Below are 19,475 nucleotides of genomic sequence, written 5' to 3'. Positions count from 1 at the left end.
TTCTAGAATTGTTCAGATATTAGACTTTATCTCCCCAACCGCTGCTGAAAAATATCCTCCAACCGCACAAACAACTCCGGGTGTTTCTCCTTCAGCAACTCCGGGCGTTTGAAGAAATACTCGGAGACCACGGCGAAGAACTCGGCTTCGTTGGTCAGGGCGTAGGGGTCGATGTCGGAGCGGTTGGCCTGGATGTCGGCAATACTGGCATGAATCAGTTGCAGCCAGGGTTTGACGTGGTTGCGGTCCAGGAAAAACCGTGGGGTTCCGTCGGTGGCCCCGTCGGCTTTGTCGAGGAGGTGGACAAACTCGTGGATGCCAGTATTCTCGGTGCTGGATTCGTCCGCAAAGCCTTCGTGCAGTGCCGGTTTCGAGAGTGCCATCGTGCTTTGCAACGCGCCCCCTTCGCCGACCATGCCCAGAATGTTGCGTCCTTTTCCGTCGGTTTCAAAAGCCGCATTGAAACGGTCCTCGTACAGCAAAACCGTCGTCAGCCGGTAAAACGACCAGTCTTTGAAGCCGAAAATCGTAATAACCGCGCTGCTGGCCACCAGTACTTTATCCAACTCATCCACCGTTGTGCCGACGCCCTCGATGCGGGTTTGACTCAAAAACTGCTCGACACGCGCTTCAAATTTCTTTTTATCGTCGTCGCTCAGCGCGCGGTAATACGCGACGTGTTCCCGCAACAGCGGGCGGTAATCCGTCGCTGCGGGCGGGCTAACCGGGCGGCTCCGTCGCCGGTAGCTCCAGATTAGCCCGCCGAGCAGCAGAACGGCAAGACCAAAAATCAAGTAGGCCATGCAAAAGGAATTTACAACTTCGAAACCGGTAGCACGATGCGGCTGGCGGCTTTTTCACTGTGGTGAATTTTGATCGTTGCTTTCTGGAAATCAGCGTCTTTGGCGTGGTAGATGTCTACAAACTTCTGTGGATTCCGGTCGACCAGCGGGAACCACGAGCTTTGAATCTGCACCATCAGCCGATGCCCTTTTTTGAACGTATGGGCAATGTCCGGCAAAGTATATTTGACGGTGGTAACCTGATCCGGTACAAAAGCGACCGGTTTTTCGAAACTGTTGCGGAAACGCCCCCGCATCACCTCGCCCCGCACCATCATCTGGTAGCCGTTCATCAGGTATTGATCGGTTTTACTGTACTCGAAATCGTCCGGAAAAACGTCGATCAGTTTCACTACAAAATCGGCGTCGGTGCCGCTGATGCTCACCTGCAAATCGGCGGTGAGCGGCCCGGCCAGCGTCAGGTCTTCTGTCAGAACATCGGTTTCGAAAACCAGCACGTCCGGGCGGGCAGCCGCAAACCGCTGGTCGTCCGTCATGTATTCGCGCGTCCGGTTGATGATGACGCCGTCCGTGTATGGAACGGGTTTGGCCGGATCACTCACGTAAGCTGTAAACGAGGGCGTGGTGGTGGTCGGTTTGGTGAAGTTCAACGCGCCGTTGGGTTGCAGGTAAAGGGCGGTTTCGGTGGTGCTGACCGGGGGCCATTTCTCGAACTGATGCCACTGGTTTTCGCCGGTAAAAAAGATGTTGGCTTCCTTGATTTGGTCGATATTCCCTTTGCCTTTCAGGTGAAAATTGAAAAACGGAACTTCCATTTTGCTGGCATACCATTCGCTGGTGGGACTGCCAAACTGCACGTTGCCCAGCGAAGAACCATCACTGCCGCGCCCGGCCCACTGCCCGTGGAACCACGGCCCCATGATGATTTTGTTGTTGTTTTTGGCCTTTTTTTCAATGTCGGTATACGTGGCCCAGGCACCGTAACAGTCTTCCGCGTCGAACAAACCGCCGACGATCAGCGTGGCAATGCCGGGGGCAATGTCACCGACAAAGTTGCCAACGTTGCGGCTTTTCCAGAAGGCGTCGTAATTCGGATGTTGCGTGAGATCCTTCCAGAAACGGATGCTGTCACCGGCATACTTCGTGAAGTTCGGAATGGCACCGGTGCGCAGGAAAAAATCGTAGCTGTCTTTGGTCGGGGGCGAGAAGCCTTTGGGACCCACGGTGGTGGGCTTGGGTCGGGGCGCTCCAAAACCGCGCCGGATGTAGAAATTGAACGCATCCATGAGCATCAAAGCCCCGTTGTGGTGGAAATCGTCTCCCTTAAACCACTCGGTCACCGGGGCTTGCGGGCTGACGGCTTTCAGGGCCGGGTGTTTGCTCAGAGCCGCCATGGTTGAATAAAAACCGGGGTACGAAATGCCGAAAACGCCCACTTTTTCGTTGTTGTTGGGCAGATTTTTCACCAGCCAGTCGATGGTGTCGTATGTATCGCTGGCTTCATCGACATCCGTTTTGGCGGTTTTGGTCGGATTATACGGACGAATGTCCTCAAAAACGCCCTCGCTCATCCAGCGACCGCGCACGTCCTGCACCACCAGGATGTAGCCTTCTTTCAGGTATTCTTTGTAGTGATTGGAGTAGAAATTTCGGTATGCCTTGTCGCCGTACGGTGCGCAGGAATAGGGTGTTCGCGACATCAGAATCGGGTGCTTTTCGGACTGATCGGTGGGGGCATAAATGGAGGTAAAGAGCTTTGTTCCGTCCCGCATCGGAATGTAGATTTCCTGTTTGGTATAGTGGTTTCGGAACCAGGTGGAATCGGGCGTTTGGGCGTGAGCGAGCACCGGCAGCAAGGCCAGCAGAATCCAGTAAAGACGTTTCATGATTGTATTCGATTGATTGAGCGATGAACGGGAAGTAAGATAAGGAAGAAAGTCAGAAAACCGCTAAATTGCTCCCAATTTGATGGATTCCACCTTTAACTTCTCGAGTTTCATGCGTTTCCTGTGGCTAATTTGCCTGTTGTTTTCTCTGCCCGGTCTTGCTCAGGAGAGTAAAGTTTTCGACGATTTGACAATCAAAAGTACACTTCTGAAAAAAGACAAGAAGTTTGCACTTTACCTGCCACCCGGTTACGAAACTTCCCAGCGAGCCTACCCGGTTTTGTATCTGCTCCACGGCGGGGGCGACGACCAGACAGCCTGGCTCCAGTCGGGAAATATGCAAGCCATTGTTGATAAGGAGATTAAAGAAGGTCGAATCTCGCCGTTGATTGTGGTGATGCCGGATGCCGAGATGACGTTCTACATGAACAACGTTGCCGGGAAGTACCAGTATGAAGATTACTTCATGAAAGAACTGATTCCTTTTATTGAAAAAACGTACCGATGCCGGACCGAGAAACGGTTTCGGGCGGTGGCTGGTTTGTCGATGGGCGGTTTTGGTTCGCTCCTGTATGCGATTCACCACCCCGATTTGTTCGGTTCCTGTGCGGCCCTGAGTTCGGGCGTTCGGACCGATCAGCAGATTAGAGAAATGCCGCATCAGGAATATTTGCGCCGGTACCGTTCCACAATGGGCGAGTTGAAGGAAGGCGAAAACCGCATTACCGATTTCTGGAATCAGAACAGTATTCTGTATCTGGTACAGAAAATGCCGGAAGCGCAAAAGAAAGCCGTCCGGTTTTACCTCGATTGCGGAGACGATGATTTACTGCTCTACCGGGGCAATTCCGAATTGCACATCCTGATGCGGGATGTGAATATTCCGCACGAATACCGGGTCCGGAACGGCGGTCATACCTGGGAATACTGGCGCACGGGTTTGCCGGATGCATTGAACTTTATCAACCAGAGTTTTCAGTAGACTGGTTATAACTGTTTGACCCGAACTGCCACCTTCGATTGGACATGGATCAGGGCCTGAATCCCGTCGGGCCGGATCGCGATTTTCTGGGGGGTAAACCGGAAAGACTGAATGCCGAGGTCGGTTTTGTTGCCGGTTTCTCCTTTTTTAAACGACTCGCTGATGGTTTGCGGAAGTTTTTCAATCTCTCCGCCCAGCGAAACCGTCAGAAAACTTTCCAGCAGTTTGACGAGGCCGTTGTGAACGAGGGTGTTGGAGAGTTTGGACAATTCACGAACCGTCTCGGCGTCGAAATCCAGGTTTTTGATGTGGAGTGTGTTGGTTAGGGTGTCAAACGTGGGGCGACCTTTCAGGTAAAGTGTTCCATTGAGCAGCCCGCTGACCTCGGTTTTAACGATCAACGAACGTTGACCGCCATACACTGAGGCTTTTTGAATGGTCAGGGCACCCAGCAGCAACTTCTTTTTTTCTTTAGCCAGCGTGCGGGCCAGCATCCGGTTGATGTCGGCATACGGAATGACACTCAGCAGACGAAGGTCCGAGACTTGAGAAACCTGTTCCCGTTTCTGCAAAAGGGGCAATTTGACCTCCGAATGGCCCGGTTTTTCGGGTTGCAACACGGTTTTGGTGGCAAAAGCAATCCGCAAGTGCGTCGTGATGTTGACCGAATCTCCATCGAGTGGACTGGCCTCAACGCCAAGCGGAATGGGCAGTAGCCAAAGACCGAAGGAACGATCAATAAGCAGCGGTTTCTGGATGTTCTGCCAGATCGGCATCACCATCCGGTCGAGCCGGAGTTCCTTGTAAACCGCCGTGTCGATGGCCGATTCAATCGCCGACTGGTGTTTGTCGAGGAGTTTTCTGGCAAAATTGGTCAGTGAAATATCCTTGCCCAGAAACCGGATCTCGGGTTCGACAATCCATTCGTAATTTGTAAAATGCACCTTGCTGGCCAGCCGCCAGTTCGGTGTCACCGTCAGCGGACTTTGAAAGTTGACGTGAAGCGAACAGAAGGGCCGCTGTTCGGAGGTTTTACCGGCGCTAAAAGGCGAGTTGATATACAGTCCCAAAGGAGCCGAAAACTTCACCTGGTTGTTGACATACTGAATGCGAACCGGCCCGGAGCGAACGACCTTAAACGGAAAAATACCGCCCGACTTTCCACTCGACGAGCCTTTGCCCACCAGTACCGGATCAAGCTCCTGATTGATTTTTTCCTGTAATTCTTTCAGCGTAAACGTAATCGGGCCGGCCAGATAAGAGGTGTCGCCGGGGATGGCGGGGTCAAAACCTTCGGCTTTGGGGGGTTGGGGGGCGGTTTTCTGGCACCGCGTCAAAGAAAGAAGGATAGCCAGGCCGAGGGTCAGGCGAAATAAAAACCGTATAGTCATTCAAGAGGGAAGGCCGTAAGCGGAGAACCTTACAGTACAAACTATGGTTATTTGTGGTTGTTTGCGTCAACCCATAATTTTTACCGGTTGTTTTCTATCCGATTTCATATCGGATCGCCGTTATTTCCAAAATTTCTTCTCCCTGTACGGTTCGTAGGGAAACCACATCGCCTACCCGTTTCCCCTGAATGGCCCGGGCAATGGGAGCCGTGAAGGCGATAAACCCTTGCGAAGCATCGGCCTCATCGACCCCAACGATCGTAAACTGGCGTTCAGTCCCCGGTGATTTTCCGGTTTTGGTTTTCAGAACGACGGTGGCCCCAAAACGAACTTCGTCCTGGGGGTGAGAATCCACCACTTTGGCACTCGAAATCCGTTGGTTGAGGTTGGCCATTTGCCCGTTCAGCAGCGCCAGTTGTCGGCTGCGTTCGTTTTCGTCGGTTGCTGAACGGGCTTGTAAGTGAGCATGTTCCGCTTCCAGTTCAGTCAGTTCATCACGCAGCAACGTCAGACCACGGGGTGTCACGTAATTGGTTACGCCGGGTGGCAGTGGTGCGCGTGCGGGGATCACGACCGGTGCATCGGCGGTTTCGTTTTTCAAAAAAGCACTGCTCATTCCGGGTGATCGGTTGGTTATAAAAGGGTTGTGTCCAAACGATTGAAACCAACGGGACGACGAATTGTTTTGGGCTGATCGAAACCGAACGGTCCGCCGTCGCGGTTGCAATCTTGATTAGCCTATAACGTCACTTTTCCGAAGTCGACGTTGGTATTCAGTTCGACGTAATAGCCTTTGGTGCGGTCGATCTCGACGGTAACCTGAGTGGCCGTAAAATCGTAGACGTGTCCGCCCGATTGAAGGTCGTCCGCCAGATAATGAAAGTGAAAACCGGGAACGTTCACCTTCTCCATATAAGTCGGCACCAGAAAACCGACGGCTACACCGGTGGTGTTCGTCAGGTTGAAAATGACCTGTGATTTGGCCAGATGGTCGTTCAGGGTCGGATACGGTTTTTGGGCGGGCGCGGGTGCGCGGGTGGTCAGTTTCGAAAAAGTGCCTTTGATGCGGATGGCGTAGATTTCGTTGACGGGCAGGGCAGCCGCGATCTTTTTTTGAAGCTGCTCCAGGGTCATCCCGGCGGTTTGGACGGTAAAACTGGAGTCGGCTTTGAAAAACTTCACGAACGCCAGCGACGTACTGTCGCGGTCGGCCACTTCGGAAACGCTGCCGTTGGATCGAATCCGGTACCGTTTCCCTTCATTGATTACCAGTTCGCCATCTACCCGGTTGAAGGTGCCGACGCCAAAATCGCCGTGTTTTTTCAACTCACCGAACGTCAGGTTGCCGTCGAAAACGCCCGCCAGCAGCGCATTGATGATGGAGTATTGGTAGAGAAAATCCGTGGTGGAACTCGTGTCGGGCGTGGCGTCTTCTTTGGTCGTGCAGGACTGTCCAGTTAGAAAAATTAAACTGACAATTGAATAGAAAAAAGCACGTTTTACCCCAAGTGTGGTTTGCATCCGGGTCGTTGAGTAAGCAATAAAGGGGAAGGAATACGGTAGTTGCACTGATGCTGATCGGGATTGATTTAAACCAAATAAACGCCGAAGTGAATGTTTATCAGCCCACAGCTTTAGCTGTGGGGAATTCAAACGAAACCGAATCATTCCGGAACCGTTTTAACGGTTTATGGCCGATAAAACCGTTGAAACGGTTCTGTAGTAGGTGGAATCACTATACCCACAGCTAAAGCTGTGGGCTGATAAACATTCACTTCGGCGTTTATTTGGTTTAAATCAATCCCGTTCAGCACACATCACTTATGAAACGCCTTTAAACACCTCGGTCTGGACAAAAGGCTGGTTGTAGAGCCGTTTGCCGGTGGCTTTGAAAATGGCGTTGGCCACGGCTGCACCCGCGGGTGGGAGCGAGGGTTCCCCCAAACCGGTTGGCTCGATCTCATTCTGAACAAAATGGACCTCGACCTCCGGTACTTCATTCATCCGAATCAGCTTGTAATCGTTGAAGTTTTTCTGATCCGGAATGCCGTCTTTGAAAGTGATGTTGCCGTACATGGCGTGACCAATCCCATCGACCACACACCCGCGAACCTGCTGTTGTGCCCCGCTCTGGTTGATCACGATGCCACAGTCGGCGGCCGAATACACTTTTTTCAAAACCGGTTTGCCTTTTTCAACCACCACTTCGCCAATCTGGGCCACGTAAGAGCGGTGGGAGAAATAAACACTAAATCCCTGCGAAACGCCGGTCTTTTTCCCCCAGCCCGATTTCTCGACCGCCAGTTGAATAACGCCCTTCATCCGGTCGATGTCGTAGGTGATTTTGCCGGTCGGTTTTTGCTTGGCTTTGTCCAGTAATTCGAGCCGGAACTGCACCGGATCTTTCCCGGCGGCCTGGGCCACCTCATCCAGGAAAGCCTGCTCGGCAAACGCCAGGAAGTTGGTGATCGGCGCGCGCCAGGGGCCGGTCGTGATGGGAGATTTGTGGTCGATGCTGTCGATCAGCAGGTTTTCAACGGCTCCCGACGGAAAGTTGTCTTCGCGGGTGGCGTTGCCGGCATTGATGCTGGCACCCCGCAACTTATAGCCAATCAGGTTGTTCTGCGCATCCAGAGCCGCTTCGAAGCGGTAGCGAACGGCCGGGCGATAAATACCGCCGGTCATGTCGTCTTCGCGCGTCCACATTACCTTCACCGGTGCATTGACGGCTTTGGAAACCTGAACGGCTTCGATGGCGTAGTCGGTATTGAGTCGACGACCAAAACCGCCCCCCATGCGGGTCAGTTGCACGCTTACTTTTTCGGGCGGTAAACCCAGCAGTTTCGCTGTCTGATTACGGGCGGCCTCCGGTGTCTGGCTTGGCCCGACCAACTCCGCGCTGTCGGCTTTGACGTGGGCGAAAAAGTTCATCGGTTCCAGTGGACTGTGCGGCAGAAACGGACACTGGTATTCGGCTTTTACGACTTTGGCGGCATTTTTAAAAGCAGTTTCAACATCACCGTCTTTCCGCCGAACGGTCGTATTCGGGCTGTCCAGCATTTCTTTGAAAATGCGGTTGTGGTCCGAGGTGCTTTCCAGATTCCCATCTTTTTCCCACTCGATCTTGAGGGTGTCTTTGGCCTTTTTGACCTGCCAAATCGATTTGCCGACGACGGCCACGCTGTTGTTGATAGTCACGACATTGACGATGCCGGGCATGGCTTTGGCCGCTGCCGAATCGACGGATTTTAGTTTATAGCCAAAAGCCGGGCGTTGCAACATGCCGATCAGCATCCCTTCGCGGTGGAAATCCAGCCCGAACAGCGGTTTTCCGGTCACAATGCCGGGGTTATCGACGTTTTTGATCGTTTGACCGATCAGCTTGAAATCTTTGATTTCTTTCAGTTTTACATCGGCCGGAACCGGCATTTTTGAAGCCTCGGTGGCTAACTCACCGTAGCTCAGTTTGCGTTTGCTGGCGGCATGGAGCACGAATCCTTTGCTGGTCGTGCAGTCCGACGCCGACACGTTCCAGCGTTTGGCGGCAGCCTCCAGCAGCATGTGCCGGGCCGTAGCACCGGCCACGCGCAGCCGTTTCCAGGAGTGTGGAATGGAGCCACTGCCCCCGGCGACCTGCCGTTCGAATTTCTGGGTATCGAGCGGGGCCTGTTCAACGACAACGTTCTTCCAGTCGGCATCCAGTTCCTCCGCCACGATGATCGGGAAGGCGGTTTTGATGCCCTGGCCCACTTCCGGATTAGGCGACAAAATGGTGATGACACCCTGCGGATTGATGGAGAGGTAACTATTGAAATCGATGGCCGGAGCGGCCACGCCTTTGAGGGGTGCGCCTGCAACGGCGGCTTCGGAATCGGTCCAGTTGAAGCCCAGCAGGAGACCTCCTCCGGTTGCTGCGGCAATTTTTAGGAAATTCCGGCGGTTATGATTGAGTTGTGAAGACATGTTGGTTTGGGGTTTGGGGTATTCGGTTTACGGTTTACGGTGGCTGACGCATTCATTTAGCGTGCGTCAGCCACCGTAAACTGAAAACCTTAAACCGTAAACTTATTTTGTTTTTGCGGCTACTTTCACGGCTTCTTTGATGCGGTGGTAGGTGCCGCAGCGGCAAATATTCCCGGACATGGTGGCTTCAATCTCCGCATCGGTGGGCTGGGGCTTGCGTTTCAGCAACGCAGCCGCCGTCATGATTTGTCCGGCCTGGCAGTAGCCGCACTGGGCTACATCCACCTCATCCCAGGCTTTCTGAACCGGGTGGTCGCCATTTTTGGACAATCCTTCGATCGTCGTAACTTTGGACGTGCCGATGGCCGAAACGGGTAAGGTGCAGGAACGGGTGGCTTCGCCATTGAGGTGGACGGTGCAGGCACCGCATTGGGCAATCCCGCAACCGTATTTGGTGCCGAACAGCCCCAGATTATCGCGCAATACCCACAACAACGGGGTGTCGGCTTCGGCTTCGGTCTGGTAGCTTTTGCCGTTGATTTGCAGTTTGAACAAGGCCATAGTGAAGGAGTGAGTTTGGAATCGGAGCTAAATTACAAATTTAGCGCACGAATCCGGAAGATTGGCCCGAATTTATGCAGTTTGAAGTCTATTGTCTGTTAATTAATTTGGATGGGAACGCGGATGAAACGGATCAAAACGGATTTACACAGATAAAATCCGTTTTGATCCGTTTCATCCGCGTTCCTATCCCCAATTCATCGAAAGAATACGGCTATGACAGCACCGGTTTATTCAAAAGTAGCGGGCGTATTCCGAAATCCGGCGGTTCGTCGCGAACTGGAACAGCTCGATCCGCAGCGGGACTACCAGCGCATGGTGCAGTTGCTGGTGGGCTACGAATTTCCGTTCGACATCACGCGGGCGCTCGAACTGGCTCTCTTTCACACCTACGCCAGTCCCCGAACCTCGGCTTTGCTGATGCGAACGGGCGAGTTTGAGAAACACGGCCAGAAGCGCTACGATGACACCAGCATCCTGATTGCCTGGTTCATGCAATACGGTTTGAATACCGAAACCGGCTTGCGCGCCGTCACGCAAATGAACCGCATCCACGGTTTTTACCAGATCCCGAACGAGGATTTTCTGATGGTGCTGGCCACCTTCATCTTTTATCCCATCAACTGGATCAACCGCTACGGCTGGCGGAAGCTGATTCCGGCGGAGGAGCAGGCTTTCTTTCTGTTTTTCCGGGAAGTCGGGCAGCGCATGAACCTGACCGATATTCCTGAAACGATTGAAGCTCTCAACATTTTCACGGAATCCTACGAAGCGGAGCATTTCCGGTATGCCGATAGCAACCGCCACGTCGCCGATTCTACCGTCCGCATTGTGCAGGGCTGGGTGCCTAAACCGCTGCGACCCGCCGTGAAGCCGGTTTTTGCGGCTTTAATCAATGACAAACTGCGGGAAGCGTTTGGCTATCCGAAACCGCCAGCCTGGTTCTGCGGATTGCTGGAAGCTTCGTTCTGGCTTCGGAAAGGACCGCTGCGCTGGATTACGTTTGAACCGTATCCGAAACTGGTCGAAAATACGTTCCATCGCACGTATACAACCGGTCTGCCCGCCGTGGAGGAGTTGGGGCCAACAAAGCTGATTCAAAAAAAACAACGGATGTCCTGACCTGAGTAGACTCGATCTCGTTTTTTCTTATGGCAGCAATCAATATAAAGCTCAAAACTGATGACATTATTTACGAAGAAATCATTACACAGAGTTAATCAGAGGATATCAGAGCTTATCAGAGTTTCCCTGATAAACTCTGATTATCCCCGATTAACCCTGTGTTACAGTCTTTTCCTGCTTTTCTTCCAACCCGTTTTCGCCCAGAAGAACGACCCGAAAAAGGAGGAGTGGATTCAACTGTTCAACGGCAAAGACCTGAGCGGCTGGGATATAAAGGTTGCCGGGGAAGACCTGAATGTCAACTACAAGAATACGTTCCGGGCCGAAAACGGCATGATGCGGATTATGTATGACCAATACAAGACTTTCGACAACAAATACGGTCACATTTACTACAAAGAGCCTTTTTCGTATTATATTCTCAAGTTTGACTACCGGTTTCTGGGCGACCAGGTGCCGGGTGGTGCCAACTGGAATGTGCGCAACAGCGGGGTAATGATCCACTCACAGTCGGCAAAGAGCCTGACCAAAGACCAGGATTTTCCGATTTCGCTGGAAATACAGACGCTGGGCGGTTTGGGCAAGGGCGTTCGGCACACGGCCAACCTCTGCACGCCGGGGACCATCGTCGAAATGGGTGGCAAAGTAATTCCCGATCACTGCATCGACTCGCAATCCAAAACTTACGACGGCGATCAGTGGGTCACGGTAACGGCGGTGGTGCTGGGCGGAGAAATCATTCACCACATCATCGAAGGCGACACGGTGTTGACCTACGAAAAACCGAAAATTGGCGGTGGCTACATCAGCAAGCAGAACGATTTTGCCTCCGGCCACGTGGGAAATCCGGACTATTGGCTCAAGAAAGATAACACGCTGTTGACGGGCGGCTACATCGCCCTGCAAAGTGAAAGCCACGCCATCGACTTCCGAAACATCGAAGTGTTGAATCTGAAAGGCTGCATGGTGAAGAAAGCGCTGAACTACAAGTCGTATTACCGGGTGGCGGATAATTCGAAGTGTACGTATAAGAAGTGATTTGGTCGTTACACAGAGTTTATCAGAGGAAATCAGACGGGGCCGCCCGGCGGTTAATCAAAGACTCTCTGGTTAACCGCCGGGCGGCCCCGTCTGATTTCCTCTGATAAACTCTGTGTAATAACATCACTCACTCTTCAATACCTTCGCCGGGTTGCTCCTGGCTGCTTTCAAGGTCTGCGAGCCAATGAGCAGGAAAGCCAGCACCATGACCACCAGCACACTGATCAGCAATTCACTCAGTCCGATCGGCTGGTGGTAAACGAATTTCGTCAGGATGAACTGGTCGAAGAAAAGGTACGTAACCGGCAGTGCGATCACGGTGGCAATGAGCAACAACACCAAAAAGCCTTTGCTCAGGTGAAAAATTAGTCCTCCTTCACTGGCCCCCAGCACTTTACGAATGCTGATTTCTTTCAAGCGGGTTTCCGTCGTGAACACCACCATGCCGAACAATCCCATCGACGCGATGCAGATGGCCAGGAAGGTGATGAAACCGATCACTTTCACCATTACCTCGAACTGTTTGTAGGCTTCTTCAATCTGCTCATCGTAGAAGACGGCTTTCAGCGGGTGCACTTTGTCGATTTTCTGCCAGGCGGTTTCGATGCTGGACAGAGCCGCCGGGTAATCTTCGGATTTGATGCCAACGTTCAGATAACCATTGGATTCGTCGGCGGAATACCGGAAAACCGTTGGCTCAATTTTCTGATCCATCGTGCCGTAATGAAAATCTTTTAACACCCCAACGATTGTCAAGGGTTTGTTATCCACAATCACCTGCTGGCCTACTGCTTCGGCCGGGTTTTGGTCGGCTATGTGAAATCGTTTCAGAACCTGCTCGTTCACGACGACTTCCGTTTCGTTGCCACTGATTGGACGGTTGATGAAATTGGTTCCGGCTAAAAATCGGTGATGGTGGAGTGGAATGTAGTTTTCATCGACAAAGTTTTGCCAGATCATTGCCGAATCCTTTTCCCCTTTGTTCTGGTATTTCAACTGGGTTCCGTACAGGCTCCCGAGACTCGTGATCATGCGTGAAGTGGCGATCTGGCTCACCGCCGGGATTTGGGCCAATTCCTTTTTCAGTAGATTATTTTTATTGCCCTGCATCCGGATGTTCAGGATGTTTTCAGTGGTAAAGCCCAGATCGAACGACAGAAACCCCCGGTACTGTTTGTAGCCGATCAGGGTGGCCGTAATAAAGATCAGCGAAAACGTATACTGGATCACAATCAATGCCTTGCGCAGGTTGACGTGCCGGAATACCTTGAGAGAGGAGGCATCTTTCAGCACCTGAACCGCCTGGATGCGGGAGAAAAACAGGGAGGGCAAAAAACCGGCGGCAAGCCCAACGACAACGGCCAGGAGCAAAAAATAAAGGATAAGTCGGGGTGATAATTCAAGCGAAACCACCTCTGCTAAGGGAGGAGCGAGCGCCAGAAACTGAATGCGCAGGAACAGAAACAGCAGAAACGAAAAGACCAGTGCCAGCACGGAAATGATGACCGACTCGGCCAGAAACTGCCCCAGCACGTGGCCTTTCAGCGCACCAACAATTTTGCGAATGCCCACTTCGCGGGAACGTCGCATCGACCGGGCAATGGAAAGATTGGTGTAATTGAAGCAGGCGGAGAGAATCACCACAAAAGCCAGCCCAATCAGCGTCCAGACCGCGGGCTTTGGAATGTTGACACCAATCTCGTTGGATAACCGTCCCCCCAGGACAATTTTGTCCATCGGTTGGAGTGAAAGCGTAATTTTCTGGCGGTCAAGTCTGGTATTTTCGGCAGCACTCAGTTTATCAAGACCAGCCTGAATGGCCTGAAGATTGGCGTTTTCAGGGACCGTCAGGTACACGTAGTTTTGGAAGATGTTACTCCAGTCCAGAATACCACCATCGGAATCGGCTTTCTGGCCGACCATCGACGCCAGCGAAACCAACGCATCCAGTTGAATGTGCGACAGTTTGGGCAGGTCTTTGAGAACGCCGGTTACCGTGTAATTTAACGTATCGAACCGGACGGTTTTACCCATGGCTTCAGCATCGCCAAATAACTTCCGGGCGGTTTTTTCGGTGACCACCAGCGAATACGGTTCTTTCAGCGCCGTGGCCGGGTTTCCTTTGAGCAGAGGGAAGGTAAACACCTTGAAAAACGAAGGATCGGCCCAGGTTGCCTCGAGCGGAATGATGGTTTCGTCGCTGACTTTCGCATCGCTGTAAAACCCTCGCCGGATCAGCGATACGTCTTCAACGCCCGCGATTGTTTCCCGGATTTTATAGCCTGCTTTCAGCGACGTTGAAGCAAAATCCATGACATTTTTGTCAGCCGTTTCATTTTTTGTCTGAATGCGGTAGATGCGGTTCTTCTTTTCGTGAAAAACATCGTAGGAAAGCAGGTCCGTCAGAAACGCGATGACGAGCAAGCCTACCGACAGGCTGACGGCCAGCCCGATGATGTTGATGAATGAGAACAGTTTGTTGCGCACCAGACTGCGCCGGGACGTTTTGAGGTAGCTGCCAATCATGATCCAATGAATGAGGAAGTGGAGGAAATCGGGTTTGCGGATGGTATACGGTCTGAAAAATTTCAGCGCATCAAGGATATAAATCCAGCGGGCGCGCCGGACGCCTTTGGTGATCAGGTTGCGTTCAAAATATTCGTTCATATCGCCTTCCAGATCTTCGAGCAGGTCGGGACGGCAGTACCAGCGGAGCAGATTGCGGGCCCAGCGCGGTGGTTCAGGCGGTTTTTCAGCGGCCGTTTTCATACGGAACCTTCCAGATTAAAGCCGGGAATGATCCGCCAGAGGGCTTCACGAACCTCCTTGGAACGCGTCAGCGCAACTTTTCCCGCGTGGGTCACTTCGTAAAACCTTTTGCGTTTGCCACCCCGGGCGCTGGTGGCTTCGCCCAGCCAGCTTTTCACCAGTCCTTTTTCTTCCAGACGGTTCAGAACGGCATGAACAACCCCCAGCTTGGTCGCCCGGCCGGTATATTTTTCCAGTTCGTCGCAAATGGCCACGCTGTAGGCTTCGCTGATGAGGGCGGCAATGGTCAGCAACACCAGTTCTTCAAATTCTCCGAGATTCGTCCCCTTCATGGGCTCGTTCTTTAAACAGGTTTGATTAATTTGTCAAATGTATGTAAAATAAAATTATTAATTCAGTATATGTATGTAAAATAATTGGACAGTGCAAAAAGCCCAACGGGTTGCCCTATGGATAACCCCGGATGCAATCCGGGTATCCAGGCGAACCTTATCCCATACCACCAGCAAAGCCCAACGGGCTGATCATCATTAGCCCCGGATAAAATCCGGGGATGGGAATGAAATCCGGGGGATGGGAATGAAATCCGGGGGATGGAGTTGAAATCCGGGGAATAGAATAGGCGTAGTTTCAGTTCAAACCCTGAAAGGGTTAAATAGGATTATGGTAGGAGGGATTCAACCCTTTCAGGGTTTATGCACGATTTGGATGACGCATTCCCATCCCCCGGATTTCATCCGGGGCTAATGATGGGCAGCCCGTTGGGCTTTGCTGGTGGTGTGGGATGACGCCTATTTTGTCCCCCGGATTTCATCCGGGGCTAATGATGATCAGCCCGTTGGGCTTTTTGGCGGTGCGGGATGGGGGCGGTTGATCGAATAACCGTCGGTTGGGAGCCGAAGGGTTAGCCCGGTTTGGAGAAAAAAGATTGCCGGACGCGCCGGGACATCATGATGGCGGTGCCGTTGGTAAGCTGAACCGTTCCATCCCGGTCGATCTGTTCGACAAACTGCAGGTTGACGAGATGGGATTTATGAACCCGCACAAAATCGTGTTCCCGCAGCATGGTTTCGAATTCTTTCAGGGTTTTGGAGGCACAAAACCGGCGGTTTTCAGTCAGGTAAAAGAACGTGTAGTTGTTGTCGGCTTCGCAGCGGATGATGTCGGCAATGGTGAGGAGGTGAATGCCTTCGGTGGTCGGAATGGGCAGTTTATGCTGAGTCGGGTTGGGTGTTTTGAGGTTATGAACCAGATTTTTGATCAGAACACCGGGCGGAATCAGTTGCGGTTGTCGGCGCAAAAACTTGTCGAAGGCAATCCGCAATTCATCGATGTCGATCGGTTTCAGCAAATAATCCAGCGCGCTCACTTTGATGGCCTGCAAGGCGAACTGGTGGTAGGCCGTGGTAAAGATAACCTCGAAATCCCAGCGACTGGCCCCCCAGTCATCGATGGCATTTAACACATCAAAACCGTTCAAAACCGGCATTTCGACGTCCAGGAAAACCAAATGGGGTTTGAAGGAACGAATGAGCGAAATCCCTTCCCGGGGACTTAAGGCGGTTTTGAAAGCCGTGATTTCGGGCAGGTATTTCCCGACCAGAATTTCGAGAACGTGGCAGGCTCGGGGTTCGTCGTCAATGACCAGGGCGCGATACATAAGCAGGAGGATAGAGGGGGCTGGCCCGGACGGCAATCTGGGTGATGATCGGCAGTTGAACCCGGACGCAGGTTCCGGCGGGGTGTCCTTCGGCATCGACGAGGTCTTCAATCTGCAAGCTTCCGCGCCCGTGCCCCGCCGGTTCGAGCAGTTGCAAACGTTCCGTCACCAGTGCCAGTCCGCGGGTGCTGCGGGTCACCAGTTTTTGGGCCGAAAGCGCAGCCGCGCGCTGGCGACCGACGCCGTTGTCTTCGATGATACAGGTCAGCGTCTGGTCGTTATTTTGCCGGATTTCCAGCCGAAGCTGGCGCGGTTCCGACTGGTGGATGAGGCCGTGCCAGATGGCATTTTCGACCAGCGGTTGCAGCAGGAGCGACGGTATTTGCCAGTTTTGCGTATCGATGGCCGGATCGACGTCGATGCTGTAGTGCATCGGCTGGTCGAAGCGCATGGATTCCAGTTCCAGATACAGCCGAATCAGCTCCAGTTCGTGTTGGATGGCGTGAAAATTCCGGGCAGATTCTTCCAGAACCATGCGCAAGAGCCGCGAAAACTTCGACAAATACCGGTAAGCCGCATCGGTATGATCGGCCAGAATGCATTCCTGAATGGAGTTGAGGCAATTAAAAATGAAGTGGGGGTTCATCTGCGCCCGAATGGCCCGCGTTTCCAGATCGGCGATGAGTTGAGCCAGGCGGTTTTTCTCCACTTCCCGACGCTTGATCCGCTGTTCCCGGTAGCGGATGAACCCCCAAATCCCAAGACTCAGTCCGATGATTGCCAGGGCGATGAACCACGCTCGTTGCCAGACGGGCGGCAGAATCTCAAACGGAAACGAAACGACGGAACTCCAGATTCCATTGGCCGAAGCCCCCACCATCCGAAAAGTGTACGAACCCGGTTTCAGACCCGCATAGGTCACGGACCGATCGCTGCCCGATGCCTGCCGCCAGCTTTCGCCACTGCCGTCGAGCCGAAACCGGTAGCGGTTGAACGACGGATTGACCAGGCTCGGCAAGGCAAAACCGAATGTCAGGGCGTTCAGAGAAGCCGGCAACTGACAACGTAGGGGCAACCCGCTGCGGACGTCCCGGCTTTCGGCATACTGAAAAATGGCGTCTTTGCCGTCGCGCAACCGAACCCGCGTAATCAGACTGGACGGCGCTTTCCGGATCTGGTCGAGTTGCCGGAGCGGGAAGCGCAGAAGTCCTTCTGAACTGCTGATCCAGAGCGTATCGTTCGGATATTCAAACAGATGCGGGTTTTGAAACGACTCACCGAAAAAACCGTCCTTGTAATCGAAATTACGGATTTGGGTGATGGCTGCGTCGGCAATCAGGCAGGTCAGGGCCGTTGAACCACCCGCCCAGATGCGCCCTTTGCTGTCCACCAACACGTCGTTGAACGTGTTGGAAGGTAAACCGTCACGGGTGGTGTATTGGCGGATGGGCCGAAAAAGACCGCCCGTAAAATGCCCCTGCAGCAGCCCCTGTCCTTCGGTCGCCAGCCAAACCCGGCCCCGTTTGTCAAAGGCAATTTTACGGATGGAGCGAACCGTCACCGGCCCGATGGTCAGGCGGTGGTGCGTAAATTTACCGTGTCGAAAAGAAACCAGACCGTAGTCGCTGGCGAGCCAGAGCGTGCCGTCCGGTGCGGCCAGTCCCGAATAAAAAATGGTGAACTTGTAGCGATTGGTGACCGGTTCATAAAACCGCAGCCGGTACCGGCGGTTTGCCGCGCTGTCAGCCAAAATTTGGGTAATGCCGACGTCGCCCACGGCCCATAGATTACCTTTTTTATCTGGGAAAATGTCGTTGAATCCTTCATCGCCCAGCCCGTCGGCGGCCGTGTACTTACGGGCGGTTTTTCCGTCGAACGAAAACAGTCCCTGATAGGTGGTGGCCAGCCAGAGCGTCCCCTGCGCATCCTCCCGAATGGCGCTGATCCCGGCAATCGTTGTCAGATCCCGGCCTATTTTTTGAAGTTGGTGGCCTTTTCGAACAAACAGCCGACCGTGGGGCGCGCCGACCAGCAGTTGACGCTGGAACCGACCCAAACCGCTGATTTCGTTGCCAGCTACCGAAGGCGGCAGCGGAAACCGCTCAAAGACCGAACGCCGGAGTTTGAGCAGCCCTTCGTTGGTGGCAATCCAGAAAATGCCCTCCTGATCGAGCAGCATTTTGGTGAAGCTGCCGCTGGTTTTGCGGTATAAATTGATTTCCTGAATGGGCTGCGCATCGTTGGCTCCCTGGTGGTAAAGCCCGTAGGAGAGATGCCAGAACTGGTTATTTTGCCAGATGACATCGCTGGAAATCCGGTCGGTTAACAGCCGTTCTTCCTGACCGTTCCGGAGCCGGATCACACACGACAGGCCGAGGGTGGTGAACATCAGGTCGTTGGAAGACCGTACGGCCAGCGACTGAATCTCCACTTTAGGCCCCGGACTTTGCCAGATTTGTTCCAGCGGTTTGCCCGGTTGATAGCGGAATAAATCGAACTTCCCGCCGATGTAGAGCCGGTTTTGCTCGTCGAAAGCCAGCGAAAACACCCGCCGATCCGCCGGTTTCGGAACCCATTTCTCGTAATCCGGCAAGGCTTTGGGCTGAATGGTTGCGGCCGGATTGGCGGTGAGGGTTTGCAGATCCGACTGATCGATCCGGTAAGCCCCGCTGCTGGTGGCGCACCAGAGGTTTTGCCGCTGATCGAAGAGCAAGTGGTTCATGCGCACGAAACGACCGGTTTGCAGACTCCGAACCGCGTGAGCGATGCCATGTTGAACCACAAATAAACCGTCTTCCGTTCCGACCCACAACTGCCCGTTTTGGTCTTCGGTGATGGCATTGACCAGGCCCAGCCAGCGTCCTTCCTGCGACACGCTGATGGTTTCAAAACCGTAGCCATCGTAGCGAACCAGCCCGATGTCGGTGCCCAGCCAGAGGTAGCCGTTGGCATCCCGGAACAAGGCGTGAATATCGGAGGTCGGCAAACCCTGCCGCAGCCCGATGGTTTCGATCACAAACGACTCCGTCTGTCCCCGCGATAGGAAGGGCAACAGGCTCATCATCAACCCCATCATCAGCCGGGCAATGCGCTTCATATCCGGAAAGGCTTTCGCCCACAAGGTACGCCCGGATTTCTACGTTGTCAACGCCCGGCCGGGCCGTTTCCTCAATCGCTGCGTCCGTTCCCTCAACGCATTGGATTTTAAGCAAGGCTGCATTCACCTTGGGGCCATATTGACCAAACTGGCCGCGTAGTGAAAAAGAATCTGACAGCCCGATCAGGCCAGCAGGT

The 19,475-nt window shown here is 53.3% G+C and carries 14 protein-coding genes; 3 read left to right on the top strand and 11 right to left on the bottom strand.

Translation table 11 applies throughout. The features are described from left to right. Nucleotides 1-26: 26 nt before the first annotated feature. Together ACO064_RS00155 and ACO064_RS00150 are read right to left on the bottom strand one after the other, a co-directional pair. Complete coding sequence (locus tag ACO064_RS00155) at nucleotides 27-803, bottom strand: zinc-dependent peptidase (RefSeq protein ID WP_421825402.1); 777 nt, start codon at nucleotides 801-803, stop codon at nucleotides 27-29. 11 nt (nucleotides 804-814) lie between these two features. Next, nucleotides 815-2,689: a CocE/NonD family hydrolase gene (locus ACO064_RS00150; RefSeq protein WP_421825401.1), complete on the bottom strand. Its 1,875-nt coding sequence runs from the start codon at nucleotides 2,687-2,689 to the stop codon at nucleotides 815-817. A 112-nt stretch (nucleotides 2,690-2,801) separates the two neighbouring features. Between ACO064_RS00150 and ACO064_RS00145 the strand changes: the two genes are divergently transcribed. After that, nucleotides 2,802-3,671, top strand: a complete 870-nt coding sequence (locus ACO064_RS00145; protein WP_421825400.1) for an alpha/beta hydrolase — start codon at nucleotides 2,802-2,804, stop codon at nucleotides 3,669-3,671. A gap of 5 nt (nucleotides 3,672-3,676) precedes the next feature. Here ACO064_RS00145 and ACO064_RS00140 read toward each other — a convergent pair whose 3' ends face one another. The 5 genes from ACO064_RS00140 to ACO064_RS00120 form a co-directional block, all read right to left on the bottom strand. Beyond that, on the bottom strand, nucleotides 3,677-5,062 hold the full coding sequence (locus ACO064_RS00140) for a DUF4403 family protein (RefSeq protein ID WP_421825399.1): 1,386 nt from the start codon (nucleotides 5,060-5,062) through the stop codon (nucleotides 3,677-3,679). A 94-nt stretch (nucleotides 5,063-5,156) separates the two neighbouring features. Continuing rightward, on the bottom strand, nucleotides 5,157-5,678 hold the full coding sequence (locus ACO064_RS00135) for a GreA/GreB family elongation factor (protein ID WP_421825398.1): 522 nt from the start codon (nucleotides 5,676-5,678) through the stop codon (nucleotides 5,157-5,159). A gap of 122 nt (nucleotides 5,679-5,800) precedes the next feature. Further along, complete coding sequence (gene budA, locus ACO064_RS00130) at nucleotides 5,801-6,583, bottom strand: acetolactate decarboxylase (RefSeq protein WP_421825397.1); 783 nt, start codon at nucleotides 6,581-6,583, stop codon at nucleotides 5,801-5,803. Between the two features lie 300 nt (nucleotides 6,584-6,883). Continuing rightward, the gene (locus ACO064_RS00125) at nucleotides 6,884-9,025 is read right to left on the bottom strand and encodes a molybdopterin cofactor-binding domain-containing protein (protein ID WP_421825396.1); all 2,142 of its coding nucleotides are present in this window, start codon (nucleotides 9,023-9,025) and stop codon (nucleotides 6,884-6,886) included. 102 nt (nucleotides 9,026-9,127) lie between these two features. After that, the gene (locus ACO064_RS00120) at nucleotides 9,128-9,586 is read right to left on the bottom strand and encodes a (2Fe-2S)-binding protein (protein WP_138991778.1); all 459 of its coding nucleotides are present in this window, start codon (nucleotides 9,584-9,586) and stop codon (nucleotides 9,128-9,130) included. A gap of 216 nt (nucleotides 9,587-9,802) precedes the next feature. Between ACO064_RS00120 and ACO064_RS00115 the strand changes: the two genes are divergently transcribed. Continuing rightward, entirely contained in the window at nucleotides 9,803-10,708 is a 906-nt protein-coding gene (locus ACO064_RS00115; protein ID WP_421825395.1) for an oxygenase MpaB family protein, read from the top strand. 60 nt (nucleotides 10,709-10,768) lie between these two features. Further along, the gene (locus ACO064_RS00110; protein ID WP_421825394.1) at nucleotides 10,769-11,749 is read left to right on the top strand and encodes a 3-keto-disaccharide hydrolase; all 981 of its coding nucleotides are present in this window, start codon (nucleotides 10,769-10,771) and stop codon (nucleotides 11,747-11,749) included. A 126-nt stretch (nucleotides 11,750-11,875) separates the two neighbouring features. On the opposite strand, the gene ACO064_RS00105 is transcribed toward ACO064_RS00110, so the two are convergent. The 4 genes from ACO064_RS00105 to ACO064_RS00090 all read right to left on the bottom strand — a co-directional run bounded on the left by ACO064_RS00105 (nucleotide 11,876) and on the right by ACO064_RS00090 (nucleotide 19,278). After that, nucleotides 11,876-14,521 carry an ABC transporter permease gene (locus ACO064_RS00105; protein ID WP_421825393.1) on the bottom strand — a complete coding sequence of 882 codons (2,646 nt, stop codon included), beginning with the start codon at nucleotides 14,519-14,521 and terminating at the stop codon, nucleotides 11,876-11,878. Beyond that, nucleotides 14,518-14,853, bottom strand: coding sequence for a PadR family transcriptional regulator (locus tag ACO064_RS00100; RefSeq protein ID WP_421825392.1), 336 nt, complete (start codon nucleotides 14,851-14,853; stop codon nucleotides 14,518-14,520). Before ACO064_RS00100 ends, ACO064_RS00105 begins: the two co-directional genes overlap by 4 nt. A 572-nt stretch (nucleotides 14,854-15,425) precedes the next feature. Beyond that, nucleotides 15,426-16,181, bottom strand: a complete 756-nt coding sequence (locus ACO064_RS00095) for a LytR/AlgR family response regulator transcription factor (protein ID WP_421825391.1) — start codon at nucleotides 16,179-16,181, stop codon at nucleotides 15,426-15,428. Continuing rightward, nucleotides 16,159-19,278 carry a two-component regulator propeller domain-containing protein gene (locus ACO064_RS00090; RefSeq protein WP_421825390.1) on the bottom strand — a complete coding sequence of 1,040 codons (3,120 nt, stop codon included), beginning with the start codon at nucleotides 19,276-19,278 and terminating at the stop codon, nucleotides 16,159-16,161. The genes ACO064_RS00095 and ACO064_RS00090 overlap by 23 nt, the downstream gene beginning before the upstream one ends. Nucleotides 19,279-19,475 lie beyond the last annotated feature (197 nt).

Source organism: Larkinella sp. (assembly GCF_965227735.1).
In the GTDB taxonomy this organism is placed as follows: domain Bacteria; phylum Bacteroidota; class Bacteroidia; order Cytophagales; family Spirosomataceae; genus Larkinella.
This window is presented reverse-complemented; position numbering and strand designations above follow the sequence as displayed.